18 protein-coding genes and 1 other annotated feature are annotated in these 17,555 nt (G+C 46.7%); of the genes, 10 read left to right on the forward strand and 8 right to left on the reverse strand.

What is annotated here, in order from left to right; genetic code table 11:
* Window positions 1–97 precede the first annotated feature (97 nt).
* The 4 genes from QJR74_RS08860 to dacD form a co-directional block, all read right to left on the reverse strand.
* Complete coding sequence (locus tag QJR74_RS08860) at window positions 98–1,027, reverse strand: ketopantoate reductase family protein (RefSeq protein WP_304371498.1); 930 nt, start codon at window positions 1,025–1,027, stop codon at window positions 98–100.
* A gap of 73 nt (window positions 1,028–1,100) precedes the next feature.
* Complete coding sequence (locus tag QJR74_RS08865; protein WP_304371499.1) at window positions 1,101–1,430, reverse strand: DUF496 family protein; 330 nt, start codon at window positions 1,428–1,430, stop codon at window positions 1,101–1,103.
* Between the two features lie 60 nt (window positions 1,431–1,490).
* On the reverse strand, window positions 1,491–2,555 hold the full coding sequence (locus tag QJR74_RS08870; RefSeq protein ID WP_304371500.1) for an FUSC family protein: 1,065 nt from the start codon (window positions 2,553–2,555) through the stop codon (window positions 1,491–1,493).
* A 103-nt stretch (window positions 2,556–2,658) separates the two neighbouring features.
* Entirely contained in the window at window positions 2,659–3,828 is a 1,170-nt protein-coding gene (gene dacD, locus QJR74_RS08875; protein WP_304371501.1) for a serine-type D-Ala-D-Ala carboxypeptidase DacD, read from the reverse strand.
* 854 nt (window positions 3,829–4,682) lie between these two features.
* Between dacD and QJR74_RS08880 the strand changes: the two genes are divergently transcribed.
* Complete coding sequence (locus QJR74_RS08880) at window positions 4,683–5,339, forward strand: hypothetical protein (protein WP_304371502.1); 657 nt, start codon at window positions 4,683–4,685, stop codon at window positions 5,337–5,339.
* A 336-nt stretch (window positions 5,340–5,675) separates the two neighbouring features.
* Window positions 5,676–7,106: an exodeoxyribonuclease I gene (gene sbcB, locus QJR74_RS08885; RefSeq protein ID WP_304371503.1), complete on the forward strand. Its 1,431-nt coding sequence runs from the start codon at window positions 5,676–5,678 to the stop codon at window positions 7,104–7,106.
* 44 nt (window positions 7,107–7,150) lie between these two features.
* Here the strand turns inward: sbcB and QJR74_RS08890 are convergent, their stop codons facing one another.
* From QJR74_RS08890 to QJR74_RS08905, 4 genes are all read right to left on the reverse strand, one after another.
* Window positions 7,151–7,378 carry a YgdI/YgdR family lipoprotein gene (locus QJR74_RS08890; protein ID WP_048912232.1) on the reverse strand — a complete coding sequence of 76 codons (228 nt, stop codon included), beginning with the start codon at window positions 7,376–7,378 and terminating at the stop codon, window positions 7,151–7,153.
* A 125-nt stretch (window positions 7,379–7,503) separates the two neighbouring features.
* Window positions 7,504–8,862: an APC family permease gene (locus QJR74_RS08895; protein ID WP_304371504.1), complete on the reverse strand. Its 1,359-nt coding sequence runs from the start codon at window positions 8,860–8,862 to the stop codon at window positions 7,504–7,506.
* On the reverse strand, window positions 8,852–9,025 hold the full coding sequence (locus QJR74_RS08900; RefSeq protein WP_250332149.1) for a hypothetical protein: 174 nt from the start codon (window positions 9,023–9,025) through the stop codon (window positions 8,852–8,854). Before QJR74_RS08900 ends, QJR74_RS08895 begins: the two co-directional genes overlap by 11 nt.
* A gap of 235 nt (window positions 9,026–9,260) precedes the next feature.
* On the reverse strand, window positions 9,261–10,091 hold the full coding sequence (locus QJR74_RS08905) for an SDR family oxidoreductase (protein ID WP_304371505.1): 831 nt from the start codon (window positions 10,089–10,091) through the stop codon (window positions 9,261–9,263).
* A gap of 206 nt (window positions 10,092–10,297) precedes the next feature.
* Window positions 10,298–10,417: a sequence feature (His leader region), on the forward strand.
* A gap of 59 nt (window positions 10,418–10,476) precedes the next feature.
* Between QJR74_RS08905 and hisG the strand changes: the two genes are divergently transcribed.
* From hisG to hisIE, 8 genes are read left to right on the forward strand one after another with little or no spacing between them, the layout of a single operon-like run.
* Entirely contained in the window at window positions 10,477–11,376 is a 900-nt protein-coding gene (gene hisG, locus QJR74_RS08910) for an ATP phosphoribosyltransferase (RefSeq protein WP_304371506.1), read from the forward strand.
* A 3-nt stretch (window positions 11,377–11,379) separates the two neighbouring features.
* The gene (hisD, locus tag QJR74_RS08915; RefSeq protein WP_304371507.1) at window positions 11,380–12,687 is read left to right on the forward strand and encodes a histidinol dehydrogenase; all 1,308 of its coding nucleotides are present in this window, start codon (window positions 11,380–11,382) and stop codon (window positions 12,685–12,687) included.
* Window positions 12,684–13,766, forward strand: a complete 1,083-nt coding sequence (hisC, locus tag QJR74_RS08920; protein WP_304371508.1) for a histidinol-phosphate transaminase — start codon at window positions 12,684–12,686, stop codon at window positions 13,764–13,766. Before hisD ends, hisC begins: the two co-directional genes overlap by 4 nt.
* Entirely contained in the window at window positions 13,763–14,830 is a 1,068-nt protein-coding gene (gene hisB, locus QJR74_RS08925) for a bifunctional histidinol-phosphatase/imidazoleglycerol-phosphate dehydratase HisB (protein WP_304371509.1), read from the forward strand. Before hisC ends, hisB begins: the two co-directional genes overlap by 4 nt.
* Entirely contained in the window at window positions 14,830–15,423 is a 594-nt protein-coding gene (gene hisH, locus QJR74_RS08930; protein ID WP_304371510.1) for an imidazole glycerol phosphate synthase subunit HisH, read from the forward strand. Before hisB ends, hisH begins: the two co-directional genes overlap by 1 nt.
* On the forward strand, window positions 15,420–16,157 hold the full coding sequence (hisA, locus tag QJR74_RS08935; protein WP_304371511.1) for a 1-(5-phosphoribosyl)-5-[(5-phosphoribosylamino)methylideneamino]imidazole-4-carboxamide isomerase: 738 nt from the start codon (window positions 15,420–15,422) through the stop codon (window positions 16,155–16,157). The genes hisH and hisA overlap by 4 nt, the downstream gene beginning before the upstream one ends.
* Complete coding sequence (hisF, locus tag QJR74_RS08940) at window positions 16,139–16,915, forward strand: imidazole glycerol phosphate synthase subunit HisF (protein ID WP_304371512.1); 777 nt, start codon at window positions 16,139–16,141, stop codon at window positions 16,913–16,915. Before hisA ends, hisF begins: the two co-directional genes overlap by 19 nt.
* Window positions 16,909–17,523: a bifunctional phosphoribosyl-AMP cyclohydrolase/phosphoribosyl-ATP diphosphatase HisIE gene (hisIE, locus tag QJR74_RS08945; RefSeq protein WP_304371513.1), complete on the forward strand. Its 615-nt coding sequence runs from the start codon at window positions 16,909–16,911 to the stop codon at window positions 17,521–17,523. The genes hisF and hisIE overlap by 7 nt, the downstream gene beginning before the upstream one ends.
* Window positions 17,524–17,555: the final 32 nt, after the last annotated feature.

The following is a 17,555-nucleotide window of genomic DNA, read 5'->3' on the forward strand; positions in this document are numbered from 1 at the left end:
CCACTCAGCCTCATTATTCATCGTCTTTTACACTCAGAATAGGCATTGGACTAAGGTAAATAAAATAGTATAAAACTACGGGTTAACCATAAATTAACTATGGCTCGGTACGCTTACCCTCTTCACCCACCAGCTGCAACTGTACCCAACATGCACGCAAAACCGGTATTACCTGCTGCGTCGTCTCAGCCAGCTTAACTAAGGCACCAATGATTGCACGGCTCTCTGAGAGATTACCGGCCATCACATCGCGGTAAAGCGAAGAGACAAGAGGTGTTTCGTTATTCAGTAGCGTCTTTAGTAACTGTTCGACCACTTTCGATCGAGGCTGATAGCCCGACGCGGTGATAACACTCAGTACTTCATTATATAGCGCCTCAATATAGTGTGCTCCCCCTTCCTTAGAGAGAATACGTTGCGTATCGGCTTGAGCAAGGCAAGTGACCGCGCCAAGAGTGCTTAAGAAAAGATACTTCTCCCACATCTCACTGGTGATATCCTCACTGGCATCTAAGGTGAACGTTACGCCTGCTAATTGATCGGCGAGCAATGCCACGTCTTTCTGTTGTACTGACGCGAGCGCACCAAAACTGATTCGGTGTAGCGGCGTTAACTGCTCAATTTCATTTTTTGAATTAAGCGTCGCGTATATCTGACATAAACCACCGAGAACGCGATCACCATAATGGCGCTGAAGCGTCGCGATATGGCCCATTCCATTTAGCAGCGGTAGGATAAAAGTGTTATCCCCTACCGCAGGACGAATTTGTTCAATAACTTGGGCTAAATGGGGATGTTTAACGGCGAGGATAATCAATTGCCAAGCGTCATCGGTAAGCTCCTCTGCCGTCAAGATAGAAGGCCTGATACTGAAGATCTCTTGATAACCTTTTATCACCAACCCCTCATCGGCTAACTGCTGCGCGCGCCCTTTACGAACTAAAAAAGTTACCTCATGTCCAGCTTGCGTTAATCGGGCACCGAAATAGCCTCCCGTTGCCCCCGCCCCTACAACAAGTATTTTCATGATTTTCCCGATATCTATCGATATTGTTGTTTTCGATTTCAAAAAAAAGGGCCTGATCAATCAGGCCCTCTTCTTATTTGCTCTCTTGCGCTTTGCTCTCGCCCAGCACTTTCAATTTTTTCGATAAATCACGGCGTTCTTTCGACAGTTCAGCATTTTTAATGATGTATTCATCAACGCGGTCTTCATAATCACTTCGCATGCTTGCAATGATCTCTTGAATCGCCTCGACACTCATTCCTGGCTTAATATATTCGCTAAGGTTGTCGAGCAGTAACACACGCTTTTGGTTATCACGAACCTTCTTCTCATTATCAGTGATTTCACGTTGCAGCTTATTTTTACGACGAAACATTCTTACAAACTCAAGCACATCCTGGAATGACTGTTTTGCATTTTCCATGACAACACCTTTAGTTAAACCTGCTACGCAGGGGATAGATTTCTCGGATTTAAAAACCGTTTAACGACGTAACGCTAAACGTATAAGCTCTCGCATTCTTTCTAATTGTTTCGTTAGTTCCAAACTTAGCCAAACGTAACCGTAGACTGGGGTTAATTCTGCCTTAGCATGTTCGGCTTGAGCAAGTAGCTGTGTGAGTTCGCCAGTAATTTCATCCATGGCTGCGCTACTTAACGCCAGCTGATCACTTTCACTGACACCATTACGCAGCATATCGGCCAATGCGTCCAGCATTTGTTCTGTCGTCGCTTGAGTGCGACGTAAGGTCGGAGCATTAAGTAATAACAAATGGCTTTCGCGGGAAGACCACCATGCGTTAATTTGCATCTCCATGGTATTCACCATATTGCGTTGGATGGTCTGAATCCCTTCAAATACAGAACGCGGGATACGCGTCTCTTTACATGCCGGCTCAAGCAGGCTTCGCATCTTGATAAGTGACGTTAATAACTGCTGTAACGGCTTATTTAACCGTGGCTTTTCCAACAGATTCGATGACAATCCCGTATGATAGATTTTTCGGCTGTCTACCAGTGCATCGGCTAAGCGTAATCGCCAGAATACATAAGCCCGTTGCGTGAAAATGCCAGTAAAAAAGATGGAAAGTAGACATCCAAACACGACATCTCCCCCACGCCACAATGCGGTAAGAAAGTCTCCTGCGGGCGCGCCCACGACAACCCCAAGCGTAATCCCAATCAGTAGCGCCATATAAGGGCGTTTACCTAAGGTCAGGTAACCGCAAAAGAACATCACAATGCCACACCAGCCGAGCATAAGAGGCAAAGAAATCATTTCGAGTTTCAATGCTATCAGCCCTGATATTGACCCAAGAACCGTTCCAATAATCCGTTGTATTGCCCGAGGAAAGACATTCCCCCACGTAGAGATAGGTCCGATAACCACGACTAACGTAATTAAGGGCCAACTTCCTTCAGGAATATTTAAGATACGGATGAGCATGAAGGAGGCTAAGAACGCGATGGCAATACGGACACCATGCACCCAACGATAATGTCGATAGAGCCAATATTCTAATTTCGAGAGGGGTTTGTCGGTTTTCACAGCTCGCGCTAAGGGTCAGAAAATGATACTAGGCAGTGTACCCTGAGTTATCTTGTTTTTTAACCCTTAACGAAAAAAAGCCTCGCGAACGAGGCTTATACTTTTAAAATTTACGTTTAATATAATCAATCGCGCGAGTAAAGATCCCAGCTTCGGCCACCGGTTGAAGGGCAACCAGAGGATAGCTAGCAAGTTCTTTATCTTTATCCATAACCTTGATTTGACCGATAGGCTGATTAGCCGCCAGCGGCGCTTCAAGCTCTTTTTTATCGATAATATATTTTGCTTTAACGTTATTGATCTCGTTTTTAGGCAAAGATAAATAAAGATCTTTATCACTGCCTACTGCAACCGTATGAGGATTACCGTACCAAACATTTTCGTTACCGATTGCACGACCTGCATGGAACAGCTGCACAGTATCAAAATTGTTCTGTCCCCAGACTAACAACTTACGTGCCTGCTCTTCACGTCCCTTCGAGCTTTTACCGCCCATAATCACCGCAATCAGACGGTGGTTACCCACAACGTTCGACGCGATGATGTTAAAGCCTGCAGTTTCAGTGTGACCGGTCTTTAATCCATCGACGTGTAAGCTATTGTCCCACAATAGACCATTGCGGTTATTTTGTGTAATACCGTTCCAGGTTAAGGTTTTCTCACTATACATCTGATAGAAATCAGGCTCTCCATCGATAATGGCTTTAGAGAGAATCGCGAGATCGCGGGCCGTCGAGTGCTGTCCCGGTGCATCGAGGCCATGAACCGTTTCAAAGTGAGTATTTTTTAAACCTAATTTCGCAACATATTGATTCATCAACCCAACAAAGTTTTCTTGGCTACCCGCCACATAATCTGCCAAGGCAACACAGGCGTCGTTACCGGAATCAATGATAACGCCACGACTTAAGTCGCGAACGGTGAGCACATCACCCGGTTTCAAAAACATCAAGGATGAGCCCTTAAATACTGGGTTACCCGCCCCCCAAGCATCTTGCCCCACCGTAACTTTATCGTCACGCGTGATACGTTTTTGATCAATCGCTCGGTCAACCACATACCCGGTCATCAGTTTGGTTAAGCTTGCTGGATTACGTTGCTCATCAGGATTACCAGCAGTCAATATTTGACCTGTTTTCGCATCCATTAGAACCCAGGAGGCTGCATCAATGGAAGGCGGCGCTAGAGAGAAAGGTAATGCATCATCTTGCGCAAATGCATGCGCAGCATAAAGAACTAAAGAAGTAACAACTAGAGTGGCGCGCCTTTTCAAAATAATCCTCGGTAATCTTAACTGAACGAATAGTTGGCCTTTTTACGGTATTTTTCAGCATCTATCACCTGTTAATTGTGAGAAATTGTGAATATTTTCTGGTTTGCTCGGATTTCACTCAACTCTCCTGCTGTATTCTCTATTCGACTGATAGACCGTCACTTCTATCCCCCCTGATCTATTGCTCACCCGTGCCTCAATACTTTGATAATACCCACCTCACTTGGGGTGCGGTAACCCCACCATCACCTCATTAATCCTTTTTATTACCCTTTAGTACGATAAATAGGATTAATGAACTTTCTTGTTGGGCGTGGGAAACCTACACTGATTCATACAACAATAAGGGTCTGAAATGAGTAATCTACTACTATTGGTTTTTGGAATTATCCTAGGGATCATCGCTATTTGGTTAGGGGTTTCATATTTTACTGAAGTCCTTGCCCACAAGAAAACATTTAAAAAATAACCAAGGCCGAGTTCGGCCTTTTTCTTTCAAATGCAATAATTAGCTTTGATAATTAAACATTGATCAATTAATGATCAAGTCGCCGATATAATACGCTAACATATTGTTAGTATTGATAAATCCCTTCAAATAAACTAATCTTACCCTCATTACTTTGAATAAAAATGAGTTAGATACAATTTAGAAACATTCATCATTAACATGATATTTTCTTATATGTTAATAGACAATGCTAAATCTATCACACTATAATTTATGAAATTAACTAGGGTCTTTTAACGTGGGGAAGACGTCCTACATTGTAAAAAGAGTGTAATTAAATTTACCTAGCGAATTATTGATTTCATTCACCCGCTAATGGAATATTATAGAGGGCATGTAAGCAATGAGCTTTTTCCATTTAAAAAATACGATTGAACGTAATAAATATTTGGCAGAAAAAAACCTCAAAGAGCTCAATCTTCACGAACTATCTTATATCCACCTCAATACAAACAGTCCAGCGGTTAAACTGCAAGATTGCTCTGTAAACTCTAAGCTTTATGGTTTGCACGAAATTCTGTTGATGAGCTCACCGGTAAAAGATCATCACTTTGTTATGCTGATTACCGTTATATCGCTGTTAAACGAATTATGTAGCCTCTATACCCTTAAGCAAACTCGCTCAACAAATAACTTCATAAATTTTATTATGAGCTTTACGTCGCTGACCTTGGACCAAGCTGTATTGCTCTATACCTTGAAGGAAAGTTTACAGAAAGATGGTAGCCTGGCTAACCTTCAGAACGTTGAGGGAAAGATTTTAGCGGTATTTAAATTCAACCATCACCAAAGAGAAGCGATTACTCCCCCTGCTGTTGCATGGGATGGCTGCTATCCGATTATGAGTCAAGAGGCCTATACACTGATCAATGTTGTTGAGTTACAAAAGCTCGCCATCAATATTATGGATCGTATTTACCAAGGCCTTCTTAAAAGAAAAATTGAAATTGTGGAAATGCCTGCTGAAGATTTCTTTTATAAATATCTCGATAAAGTCTAATTTGACCCTAGTCTTGAGAAACACCACGCTAAGTTAGCTCTCGTAGTGTTGCCCCATACCGCGACCTTTTAAGTGAGGCTCGCAATAAGCTATTACCCATTTCATCCCATACAGACTGAAACCCTAAACGCTTTAAAAATTTTAAAACTACGGACAGTGAGTCAAGCATCTTCACAACGCCGTTAAGTAAGTTCATCTCCAGCCTATCCGTTAGACAATTAGTGAGACATACTAAGGGCTAACCTTGAGCTGAAATGATAACATTGTAGCGAGACAAGCCTACAGTACGCTGAGGGATTGATTTTCAAACAGAACAATTAAAAGTGATGATGGTGAATGAAAAACAACGATACTGCCCAGCCCACCTTTCTCTTTCACGATTATGAGACCTTTGGTAAACATCCTGCCTTGGATAGGCCCGCACAATTCGCAGGCGTCAGGACAGATGGTAATTTCCAAGTGATCGGGGAACCAGAAGTGTTTTATTGCAAATTGGCTGACGATTATCTGCCCGAGCCTGAGGCCGTATTAATCACGCATATTACGCCGCAAGAAGCGCAACAGAAAGGGATGATAGAAGCGGTGTTTACGCAACGTATACATCATCTATTTAGTGAGCCAAATACCTGCATAGTCGGCTATAACAATATACGTTTTGACGACGAAGTCACTCGACATCTTTTTTATCGAAATTTCCATGACCCTTACGGCTGGAGCTGGCAAGAAGGTAACTCGCGCTGGGATCTGTTGGATGTGATGCGTGCTTGCTACGCATTACGTCCCGAAGGGATCGAATGGCCGGAAAACGAACAAGGTTTGCCAAGTTTTAAGCTTGAACATCTCACCAAAGCAAATGGTATTGCTCATACACAAGCCCATGATGCGATGTCAGATGTTTACGCTACCATTGCTATGGCGCAGCTCGTCAAAGAAAAACAGCCCAAATTATTCGACTTTCTGTTTACCCATCGTAATAAGCATCGTCTAACAAGTTTAATCGATATTCCACAAATGAAACCTTTGGTGCATGTGTCGGGAATGTTTGGTGCTGCGCGGGGCAATACAAGTTGGATTGTACCGCTCGCTTGGCACCCAGATAATAAAAATGCACTGATTACCGTCGATTTAGCCGGTGAAATAACGCCACTTCTGACCCTTGATAGTGATACGTTACGTGAAAGACTTTACCAAAATAAAGCGCAACGCGGTGAGAATGCCCCTATCCCGTTAAAGTTAGTCCACATCAACAAATGCCCCGTTCTAGCACCTGCCAGTGTATTACGTCCTGAAGATGCTGAACGCTTAGGGATTGATCGACAAGCCTGTTTGGACAATTTAGCACTTTTACGTCAGCATCCTGAGATTCGCGAAAAAGTGGTAGCAGTCTTTGCCGATAAAGCGCCTTTTGCACCCTCTCACAATGTCGATAACCAGCTTTATGATGGCTTTTTTTCCGCTGCAGATAAACAAACGATGGATGTGATTCGTCAGACCAATCCTCAGCATTTACCCGCAATGGATCTACGCTGGAGCGATAATCGCATCGACGAGCTTCTATTCCGTTTTCGGGCAAGGAATTACCCTGGCACATTGGATGAAGTGGAACAGCTACGCTGGATAGAATACCGACGCTCAGTGCTTACGCCAGAGAAGGTCAATGACTATTTCGAACAACTCACTGGGTTACTGCAAGAGCACCAAGATGCTCCAGATAAAGTTGCTTTACTGCAGGCTTTGGCGCGCTATGCTCAAGAAATGTTAAGTTGAAAAAAAAGCCTGCTAAGCAGGCTTTTTCAATTAGAGGGGCGAAATTACTTGTTTGGAATCTCTGAAACCACTTTAACTTCGCTCTTATTAATTTGTTGCTTAACACCGTTTGCATCGGTGTAGCCCACTAAGCCGGCATCCGTTTCTTTTGGCTTGCCATCGCTGACTATCGTGCGCCCATCAACAGTATGGATTGCATAACTGGTACGAGTACAACCTGATAATGCACAAACCGCAATCATTGCTACAGCAGGGATAATCAACTTCTTCATATGACACTCCTTGAAATATGTAATTTTTTTGGCTTCGTGTTAAGTATAGTCACTATTTCTAATTTTGCAGGAAGCAAAAAAAAACCGACCTTCTCAGGTCGGTTTGCAACGTACAAAATGTACCGTTAGCGTTCTTCGTTGTACTGGGGTACAGGGAGACGGAAGCCTTTCGTCACAATCGCTAGATAGATAATACCGATTGCCGCCCAGATTAAGCCTAATTCCATTGAGCTTTTCTCTAAGTTAACCCACAGCGCACCAACCGTGATTGCTCCACATAGTGGCAGGATCAGGAAGCGGATATTATCCTTCAGCGTACGGCGCAGTTTTTCACGGATCCAATATTGTGAAATTACCGACAGGTTAACGAATGTAAAGGCAACCAATGCACCAAAGTTAATCAACGCGGTGGCCGTCACCAGATCGAAATTAATCGCCAATAACGCAATAGCACCCACTAATAACACGTTGAAAACGGGTGTATGGAATTTCGGGCTGATGTAGCCGAAGAAACGTTTAGGGAATACCCCATCACGTCCCATTACATACATTAAGCGTGAAACCCCGGCATGTGCCGCCATACCTGACGCAAGAACCGTCACACAAGAGAAAATCAAAATACCAAATTGGAAGGCTTTACCTGCCACATAAAGCATGATTTCGGGTTGTGAAGAGTCAGGATCTTTGAAATGGCTGACATCAGGGAAATACAGCTGTAAGAAGTAAGACACCGCAATAAACAGTAATCCACCAATCAGCGCGGTTAAGAAAATCGCCTTGGGAATTACGCGCTTAGCGTCTTTAGTCTCTTCAGATAACGAACTGATGCCATCAAAGCCCAAGAAAGAGAAACAGAGTATTGTCGCACCGGTTATCATCGGTACCACCTGTGAGTTCTCCGTCCAGAATGGCTTACTGCTGACTAATGTCCCTGCACCAACGCCCTGCGAGACACCGTAGATAACCATACCGACTATCACTAACATCACCAGGATCTGTAAAACAACGATCAGACCGTTAAAGTTAGCAACCGTACGGATACCTTTTAGGTTGGTCAGGGTCATAAAGCCTACTAATAGTACGACGAAAATCCACGAAGGAATCCCCGGTATTAGCGACTCAAAATAGCTTTTGGCCAGCAAAATATTGATCATCGGCATAAACAGATAATCAAGCAGCGACGACCAACCCACCATGAAACCAACATGTGGGCAAATCGATTTCTGTGCGTAGGTATACGCAGAACCCGCTGATGGGAACCGGTGAACCAGTTTTCCATAACTCAACGCAGTAAACAGAATCGCAATAAGGGCGAAGGCATAAGCCGTGGCAACATGCCCACCCGTTAAATTCGTAACAATACCGAACGTATCAAACAAGGTCATTGGCTGCATGTAGGCTAAGCCAATCATAACGACCGGGAAGAGAGTCAGTGTTTTCTTTAAGCTGGCACGTGATTGTGCTGGAGATGCATTAGTCTGCATGATGTTGCCCCCCTATAGCCGCAATCGACATGGACTGCACCACAGGGAAACTCCGTGAAGAGACGGAAGGAGTGACATTGATAGGCTGTGAAATAGCCTTAGCGCCGTAGTCATCGCGAAAGCGAGCAGCAGCTGCTACTTGCATAATAGTTGATGGCCCCATTACTTTTCCTCTAAACATACGCTCAAGCGTGAAAGGGTGACTAAGTCGACGTAGCCGACCAGATAAACACTACTAGTAAGTTTTACTGCAAAAAAATAACCGACGCACGGTTAATTAAAACAGTTTACGTCGGTTATCTCGAATTTTGCAGGCCGCGCATTGTGCCTAAATCCAGCTTTCAACACAAGCCTTTAAGGGGAAAACCTCAGAATTTTCTTGATCGACTTTCGGTCAGCTAGCCAAGAGGCATGGTGAAAGGATCGCTATAGCGGTATTGAAATCCTAAACTGCGACAAATCGCTTCACCATTTACCCACTTTCCATCCGTGGCTTGTGGATCAACAAATTCAAAGGTCGGCGGCTCGGCGCCCAGCTGTTTAGCCACAAATGGATAAAACTCATCGCGCCGAGGATGTCGGTGTGCCGACAGATTGAAGGTTGTTCCCGAGCGCGGCTCTGCAAGAAGCAGCGAGATCGCTTCAATAACATCATCTAGATGGACTAAATTGACGGGATGATTGCCTTGCGTTAACTGTTTCTTGCCCGCTAAAAAGCGGCCAGGGTGGCGATTCGGTCCAACTAACCCGGAGAGTCGTAAAATATCCACTTCGATACCAGGTAACTGGTGCAACCATTGCTCTAACGCGACGAGGCGTTTGCCCGCGGGGGTCACCGGTAGGAGTGGACTTGCTTCCACCATCTCGCCTTGTTGATCACCATACACCGAGGTGGAGCTGGTGAAAATCAACCGTTTCACGCCATTCGCTATCGCACTATCGACGAGATTTTGCACCGCGTTCACATAATACTCTCCCCCCTCACCACTCCGTGATGCGGGTAAGGTGATTATGAGCGTATCGACTGACATTAATTGCTCTAACTCGTCGAAATCGCACTCGATATCAGGGGTCGTTACTAATTTAACCGCGGAGATGCCACAGCGTCGGGCAGCTAGAATCCCATCTTCCGATGTTTTTGACCCTTGTACATCGTAGCCACGCTGGCTGAGCGCTAAGGCTAAAGGCATCCCTAACCACCCTAATCCAATAATCGCTATTTTTTTCATACTGATCTCGCCGTCGAATATCGTGATTCAAGGTTAGCGCGACTCTACTTCCCCTTCCAGTAAAGTTATCTGAGTTTGCTGTAAAAAAAATTCACCTTAGGGTCGAAAAAACGGTTGCCAAGGCGATTCATCTCGGCTAGGTTAAATGACATCACTTTTTTCCAATATTTGGATAAGAAAATTATGAATTTTGTTCAAACCCGCCATCATCACCATCATCACCCTGACTAGTCTTTCAGGCGATGACGGCTGGAAGACGATTAGGTCTTCCTCTGGTTTGAACGTATAAAGCCCTCGGAAGATCGCTCTTCCGAGGGCTTTTTTAATGCCCATAACAACGACAAAACAATGACAGACAGAAAAGTAAATTAAGAGGATTGGTGTAATGTTGGATAACACGCGTTTACGAATTGCAATGCAGAAATCAGGCCGTTTAAGTGATGAATCTCGCGAACTGCTCACCCGCTGTGGTATAAAAATTAACTTACAACAGCAGCGTTTAATCGCTTTCGCAGAGAATATGCCTATTGACATCTTACGTGTGCGTGATGACGACATTCCAGGCTTAGTCATGGATGGCGTGGTGGATCTTGGAATCATTGGCGAAAATGTGTTGGAAGAAGAAGTATTAACTCGTCGTGCACAAGGTGAAGATCCACAACTTACGATTTTACGTCGCCTAGATTTCGGTGGATGCCGACTTTCACTCGCAATGCCTGCAGATAGCGTTTATACCGGCCCTGAATGTTTAGACACCAAACGCATTGCGACATCATACCCTCACCTATTAAAGAAATATTTTGACTCGAAAGGCCTGACGTTTAAATCTTGCTTACTCAATGGATCAGTTGAAGTCGCTCCACGCGCAGGGCTTAGTGATGCAATTTGCGATCTGGTCTCGACCGGGGCAACGTTAGAGGCTAATGGTCTGCGCGAAGTAGACGTGATTTATCGCTCCAAAGCGGTACTCATCCAACGCGCAGGCGAGCTTTCAGAGGATAAGCAAGCCTTAGTCGATCGGATGATGACGCGTATTCAAGGGGTTATTCAAGCTCGTGAATCGAAATACATTATGATGCATGCGCCGAGTGAGAAACTTGAGCAAATTATCGATCTACTCCCCGGTGCCGAGCGCCCTACCGTATTGCCATTGGCTGGTGACCAGTCCCGCCTTGCGTTACACATGGTCAGCAGCGAAACACTTTTCTGGGAAACCATGGAGAAACTAAAAGCGTTAGGGGCTAGCTCCATACTCGTTCTCCCCATTGAGAAAATGATGGAGTAAACGATGAGCGCGCTTAATCCTATTGTTTCTTGGGCAAGCCTGACGCCCGCCGAGCAGCAAAAAATGTTACAGCGTCCAGCGATGGCTGCTGCGAATAACATTAGCCAGACGGTTCAACAGATTTTGGCACAGGTCAGAGAAGAAGGTGACGCAGCGCTGCGTCGCTTTAGCCAACAGTTTGATCGCTGCGAAATAGAACAGTTTGTGGTCAGCAAGGCGCTTGTAGACCAGGCCTGTGAGCGCGTTGCACCTGCGCTCAAACAAGCCATGGCAACTGCCTGCAAGAATATCGAGACCTTTCACAAAGCTCAACAATTAGCCAGTGTAGACGTGGAAACTCAACCGGGAATTCGTTGCCAACAAGTCACGCGTCCAATTCAATCTGTCGGCCTTTACATTCCTGGCGGCAGCGCCCCATTGTTTTCGACCGTATTGATGTTGGCAACGCCTGCAAAGATCGCCGGTTGTACCCGCCGTGTGCTTTGTTCGCCACCGCCAATCGCCGATGAGATCCTCTACGCGGCTAAGCTGTGTGGGATTGAGGAGATATATCAAATCGGTGGCGCTCAGGCGATTGCAGCGATGGCTTTTGGTACCGAGACACTGACCAGTGTCGATAAAATTTTTGGCCCCGGTAATGCTTGGGTAACCGAAGCTAAGCGCCAAGTAAGTCAACACATCGATGGTGCAGCCATTGATATGCCAGCCGGACCCTCCGAGGTTTTAGTGATTGCTGATAGCGGCGCGACTCCGGCTTTCGTTGCCGCCGATCTACTCTCCCAAGCAGAGCATGGTCCGGACTCGCAAGTGATCTTATTAACCCCGGATCAAAGCATTGCTGAACAGGTGGTCGCTGAGGTCGAGCAACAATTGGCGCAACTGCCCCGCTCACAGACCGCCGCACAAGCCTTAGCCTCAAGTCAAGTCATCGTTGCCGGTGATGTCGCTGAATGTATTGCCATCTCGAATCTCTATGGCCCTGAACATCTCATCTTACAGCTTCGATCGCCCCGCGATTGGGTAGAAAGTATTACTAGTGCTGGGTCCGTCTTTTTGGGGGATTGGTCTCCGGAATCTGCAGGCGACTATGCCTCAGGTACCAACCATGTGTTACCCACCTATGGTTATACCGCCACCTATTCCAGTTTAGGCTTAGCGGATTTCCAAAAACGGATGACACTTCAAGAATTGACCCCACAAGGGTTTCTCTCCCTCGCCGAGACCATCGAACTATTGGCTGCGGCAGAACGGTTAGATGCACACAAAAATGCGGTGACACTTCGCGTTAAGGCGCTTAAGGAGTCCTTATGAGTGGCCAACTGAACCAACTTGTCCGGCAAAATGTTAGAGAGTTAACGCCTTATCAATCTGCTCGTCGATTAGGGGGGTGTGGTGACGTCTGGCTGAATGCGAACGAATACCCAACACCTGTTAATTTTAGTCTAACGCAGCAGACCTTGAATCGTTATCCTGAATGCCAACCAACTGAGGTGATCAGTCGGTATGCTCGGTACGCAGGGCTACACTCCGAAAATGTCTTGGTGAGTCGCGGTGCCGACGAAGCGATTGAGCTACTGATCCGTGCCTACTGCGAACCGGGCCAAGATACCGTTCTCTATTGCCCGCCGACCTACGGGATGTATAGTGTCAGTGCCGAAACCTATGGCGTAGAGACCAAGACGCAGCGGCTTACAGAGGCATGGCAACTTGATGTGCCCGCTATCCTTCAGCAACTGGACTCCGTGAAGATTGTCTATATCTGTAGTCCAAATAACCCAACCGGTAACTTACTCAACGCTGAAGATATTCGCCAAGTCTTAACGGCAACCGAAGGTAAAGCCTTAGTGGTGGTGGATGAAGCTTATATTGAGTTTTGCCCAGAAGCCTCTGTCGTTAGCTGGATGCAACAATTTCCACACCTAGTCATTTTACGCACGCTGTCTAAGGCTTTTGCGCTGGCCGGATTACGTTGCGGCTTTACCTTGGCACAACCTGAAGTGATACAGACCCTACTCAAGGTGATCGCTCCTTATCCCCTGTCGACGCCCGTGGCCGATATCGCCAGTCAAGCCTTAAGCGATGAGGGCCTCAACGCGATGCGCGACCGCGTCGCAGAGCTGAATACGATTCGTGATAGCTTTATTCCACGCTTAGTTGACTTACCTTGCGTAGAACAAGCCTTTTTTAGCGACACCAACTACTTCTTAATCCGCTTCCATGATTCTCCCGCTATCTTCAAAGCGCTGTGGGATCGAGGGATCATCCTACGAGACCAAAATAAAAATCCACTTCTCGGTGGGTGTCTGCGCGTATCGATTGGTACTGAAGCAGAAATGGAATCACTCTATCAAGCCTTGACACAATTTGGTCCGAAGGGAGAACGTTCATGACCACTAAAACCTTATTTATCGACCGAGACGGGACACTTATCAGCGAACCGCCTCTCGACTTTCAAGTTGACCGTCTTGATAAGTTAGCCTTCGAACCTGGAGTGATCCCTGCACTACTCGATTTACAAAAGGCTGGCTATGAGTTGGTCATGATCACCAACCAAGATGGATTAGGGACAGAAAGTTTTCCGCAAGCAGATTTCGATCCTCCTCACAACTTGATGATGCAGATATTTTCCTCACAGGGCATAGTGTTTTCTGACGTCTTAATTTGCCCGCACTTACCCGCCGATAACTGTGCATGCCGTAAGCCGAAAACTCAGCTGGTCGAGAAATGGCTGGCAGACAACACTCTTGATAAAGCACAGAGTTATGTGATTGGCGACCGTGCTACCGATATTACTCTAGCAGAGAATATGGGTATTCAAGGGATCCGCTATGGCGCGGAGGGAGAAACCTGGCCAGCTATCGCTAAGCGCTTAGGACGTAAAGATCGTTACGCTAAAGTGATTCGCAATACGCACGAGACGCAAATTACAGTCGAAGTCTGGTTAGACCGTGAAGGGGAAAATCAAATTTCGACGGGTATTGGCTTCTTTGACCATATGCTTGACCAAATAGCGACCCATGGCGGCTGCCGTTTGCACATCCAGGCGAAAGGCGATCTGCATATTGATGATCATCACACGGTAGAAGATACCGGGTTAGCCTTGGGTGAAGCGCTCCTTAAAGCCTTAGGCGATAAGCGTGGTATTGGTCGTTTCGGTTTCACGTTGCCAATGGATGAATGTCTCGCTCGTTGCGCACTGGATATTTCAGGTCGTCCTTGGCTGGAGTATAAAGCGGAGTTTACCCACCAGCATGTTGGCGACCTCAGTACAGAGATGATTGAGCACTTTTTCCGTTCGCTCTCTTACACCATGGCAGCGACCTTGCACCTGAAGACCAAAGGTAAAAATGACCACCACCGTGTAGAGAGTCTGTTTAAGGCGTTTGGCCGCACCTTGCGTCAAGCAATACGTGTAGAAGGTAACACCTTGCCAAGTTCTAAAGGGGTATTGTGATGGACCTTGTCATTCTTGATACCGGTTGTGCCAACCTCTCGTCGGTAAAATGGGCGGTACAACGCCTAGGCTATCAGCCTGTCGTCAGCCGTGACAAACACGTGGTTCTGTCGGCAGACAAACTCCTGCTTCCTGGTGTGGGGACCGCCACTGCGGCCATGCAACAGCTTGAGGAGCGGGATCTGATTTCGTTGATCACTCGCTGCACTCAACCCGTGTTAGGGATCTGCCTAGGGATGCAAATTCTCGGGAGCCGCAGCAAGGAACGGGGTGAGATCAAAACCTTGGGCTTAATCCCTGAAGAGGTGCGCGCGTTAGAGACGGGTGAACTCCCCACGCCTCATATGGGATGGAATCAAGTTACCGCTCAAGCCGGTCACCCGCTATTTCGTGATATCGATAAAGAGGCGTATTTCTACTTCGTGCATAGCTACGCGATGCCGGTTAATGAATTCACCATTGCGCAGTGCCACTATGGTGAAGCCTTCTCCGCTGCCGTACAACGCGATAATTTTTACGGGGTGCAATTTCACCCTGAGCGCTCAGGCGCTGCGGGAGCACAGCTGCTGAAAAACTTTTTGGAGATGTCATGATTATCCCAGCATTAGACCTGATTGAAGGCGCTGTTGTCCGGTTACATCAAGGCGACTATGGCCAACAGCGTGATTATGGCCGCGAGCCACTTCCTCGGCTGCAGTCTTATCAGCAACAAGGCGCAGAAGTTCTACATTTAGTTGATTTAACCGGCGCTAGAGACCCCGCTGCCAGACAGATCGCTTTACTCTCTGAACTGCTCGCCGGAGTCTCGGTTCCCGTGCAAGTAGGGGGCGGTATTCGCCAACGAGATGACGTTGTGGCGTTATTGCAGGCCGGTGCAAGTCGAGTTGTTGTAGGGTCCACCGCAATCCGTCACCCAGAGATGGTCAAGGCGTGGTTCGAGGAATTTGGACCCGCAGCAATAGTGTTAGCATTGGATATTCGTATCGACGAAAACCAACGCAAGGAAGTGGCTATCAGCGGTTGGCAAGAGGCCTCTGGCGTAACATTAGAGCAAGTCATTGCAGACTATGAGCCTTACGGCCTTCGCCATGTGCTCTGTACCGATATTTCGCGCGATGGGACCCTAGCGGGCTCAAACGTCGAGCTCTATCAAGAAATTACCACTACTTGGCCAGCGATTGCCTTTCAGTCTTCGGGTGGCATAGGTTCACTTGAGGACATTGCGGCCCTACGCACAAGTGGCGTGCAAGGCGTTATTGTCGGTCGCGCATTATTAGAAGATAAGTTTACTGTCTCGGAGGCAATCTCATGCTGGCAAAACGGATAATCCCGTGCCTTGACGTGCGTGATGGTCAGGTGGTGAAAGGTGTTCAGTTTCGTGACCATGAAATCATTGGCGATATCGTACCACTGGCGGCGCGTTATGCCGCTGAAGGTGCGGATGAGTTAGTGTTCTATGATATTACTGCTTCGTCTGCAGGACGAGTCGTCGACAAAAGCTGGGTCTCGCGCGTTGCTGAAGTGATCGATATCCCTTTCTGTGTCGCAGGCGGGATTAAATCGGTAGAAGAAGCAGGTGAAATTCTCTCTTTCGGCGCAGATAAGATTTCGATCAACTCTCCGGCGCTCGCGGACCCAGAATTGATTACTCGACTCGCTGACCGCTTCGGTGTGCAGTGTGTGGTCGTCGGGATCGATACATGGTTTGATGAGACAACTGGCACGTATCAAGTCAAGCAATTCACTGGCGATGAGGCTCGGACACGTAATACCTCATGGCAAACCGCAGAGTGGGTAAAAGAGGTACAGCAGCGCGGTGCTGGCGAAATCGTGTTGAATATGATGAATCAAGATGGTGTACGCAAAGGCTATGATTTAACGCAGTTAGCACTAATCCGCCAAATTTGCCAAGTTCCCCTTATCGCTTCGGGCGGCGCAGGCACTGCACAGCACTTTCTCGATGCTTTCACCCAAGCTAATGTTGATGGTGCCTTGGCTGCCTCGGTATTTCACAAACAAATTATCAATATTGGTGAGCTCAAGCAGTTCCTAAAAGAAAATCAGATAGAGGTTCGTCTATGTTAACGCCTGAAGCCATTACCGCACTTGATTGGGAAAAAACAGATAACTTGATCCCGGCCGTTATTCAACATGCCGTGTCCGGTGAAGTATTGATGCTCGGTTATATGAATCAAGAGGCTCTAATGCAGACCCAGCAAAGCGGCAAGGTCACTTTTTGGTCACGCAGCAAGCAGCGTCTCTGGACCAAGGGCGAATCATCAGGGCACTTTCTTACGGTGAAGCAAATTACCGCCGACTGTGATCGCGATAGCTTATTGATTCTAGCCTTACCTCATGGCCCCACCTGCCACAATGGTACCTCAAGTTGCTTTTCTCCGGCCGAGACAGAGTGGCAATTTTTGTGGCAATTAGAGCAACTACTGGCCAGTCGTAAATCCGCCGATCCCAGCAGCTCTTACACGGCAAGTTTATACGCAAGTGGAACGAAGCGTATTGCCCAGAAAGTTGGTGAGGAAGGCGTAGAAACGGCGCTAGCTGCTACCGTTAATGATCGTGAAGAGTTAACAAATGAAGCCTCAGATCTGCTCTATCACCTGATTGTGCTACTACAGGATCAGGATCTTGATCTCAGTGCGATTATTACCAACCTGCGCCAGCGTCATCAGTCATAATCCCTACAGCTGGGCGACGATTTGTCGTCCGG

The organism is Tatumella ptyseos (genome assembly GCF_030552895.1).
GTDB lineage: Bacteria > Pseudomonadota > Gammaproteobacteria > Enterobacterales > Enterobacteriaceae > Rosenbergiella > Rosenbergiella ptyseos_A.

Coding starts and splice junctions, on each gene's coding strand:
- QJR74_RS08860 (WP_304371498.1), bottom strand. CDS start 1,027: ATGAAAATACTTGTTGTAGGGGCGGGGGCAACGGGAGGCTATTTCGGT.
- QJR74_RS08865 (WP_304371499.1), bottom strand. CDS start 1,430: ATGGAAAATGCAAAACAGTCATTCCAGGATGTGCTTGAGTTTGTAAGA.
- QJR74_RS08880 (WP_304371502.1), top strand. CDS start 4,683: ATGAGCTTTTTCCATTTAAAAAATACGATTGAACGTAATAAATATTTG.
- sbcB (WP_304371503.1), top strand. CDS start 5,676: ATGAAAAACAACGATACTGCCCAGCCCACCTTTCTCTTTCACGATTAT.
- QJR74_RS08890 (WP_048912232.1), bottom strand. CDS start 7,378: ATGAAGAAGTTGATTATCCCTGCTGTAGCAATGATTGCGGTTTGTGCA.
- QJR74_RS08895 (WP_304371504.1), bottom strand. CDS start 8,862: ATGCAGACTAATGCATCTCCAGCACAATCACGTGCCAGCTTAAAGAAA.
- QJR74_RS08900 (WP_250332149.1), bottom strand. CDS start 9,025: ATGGGGCCATCAACTATTATGCAAGTAGCAGCTGCTGCTCGCTTTCGC.
- QJR74_RS08905 (WP_304371505.1), bottom strand. CDS start 10,091: ATGAAAAAAATAGCGATTATTGGATTAGGGTGGTTAGGGATGCCTTTA.
- hisG (WP_304371506.1), top strand. CDS start 10,477: ATGTTGGATAACACGCGTTTACGAATTGCAATGCAGAAATCAGGCCGT.
- hisD (WP_304371507.1), top strand. CDS start 11,380: ATGAGCGCGCTTAATCCTATTGTTTCTTGGGCAAGCCTGACGCCCGCC.
- hisC (WP_304371508.1), top strand. CDS start 12,684: ATGAGTGGCCAACTGAACCAACTTGTCCGGCAAAATGTTAGAGAGTTA.
- hisB (WP_304371509.1), top strand. CDS start 13,763: ATGACCACTAAAACCTTATTTATCGACCGAGACGGGACACTTATCAGC.
- hisH (WP_304371510.1), top strand. CDS start 14,830: ATGGACCTTGTCATTCTTGATACCGGTTGTGCCAACCTCTCGTCGGTA.
- hisA (WP_304371511.1), top strand. CDS start 15,420: ATGATTATCCCAGCATTAGACCTGATTGAAGGCGCTGTTGTCCGGTTA.
- hisF (WP_304371512.1), top strand. CDS start 16,139: ATGCTGGCAAAACGGATAATCCCGTGCCTTGACGTGCGTGATGGTCAG.
- hisIE (WP_304371513.1), top strand. CDS start 16,909: ATGTTAACGCCTGAAGCCATTACCGCACTTGATTGGGAAAAAACAGAT.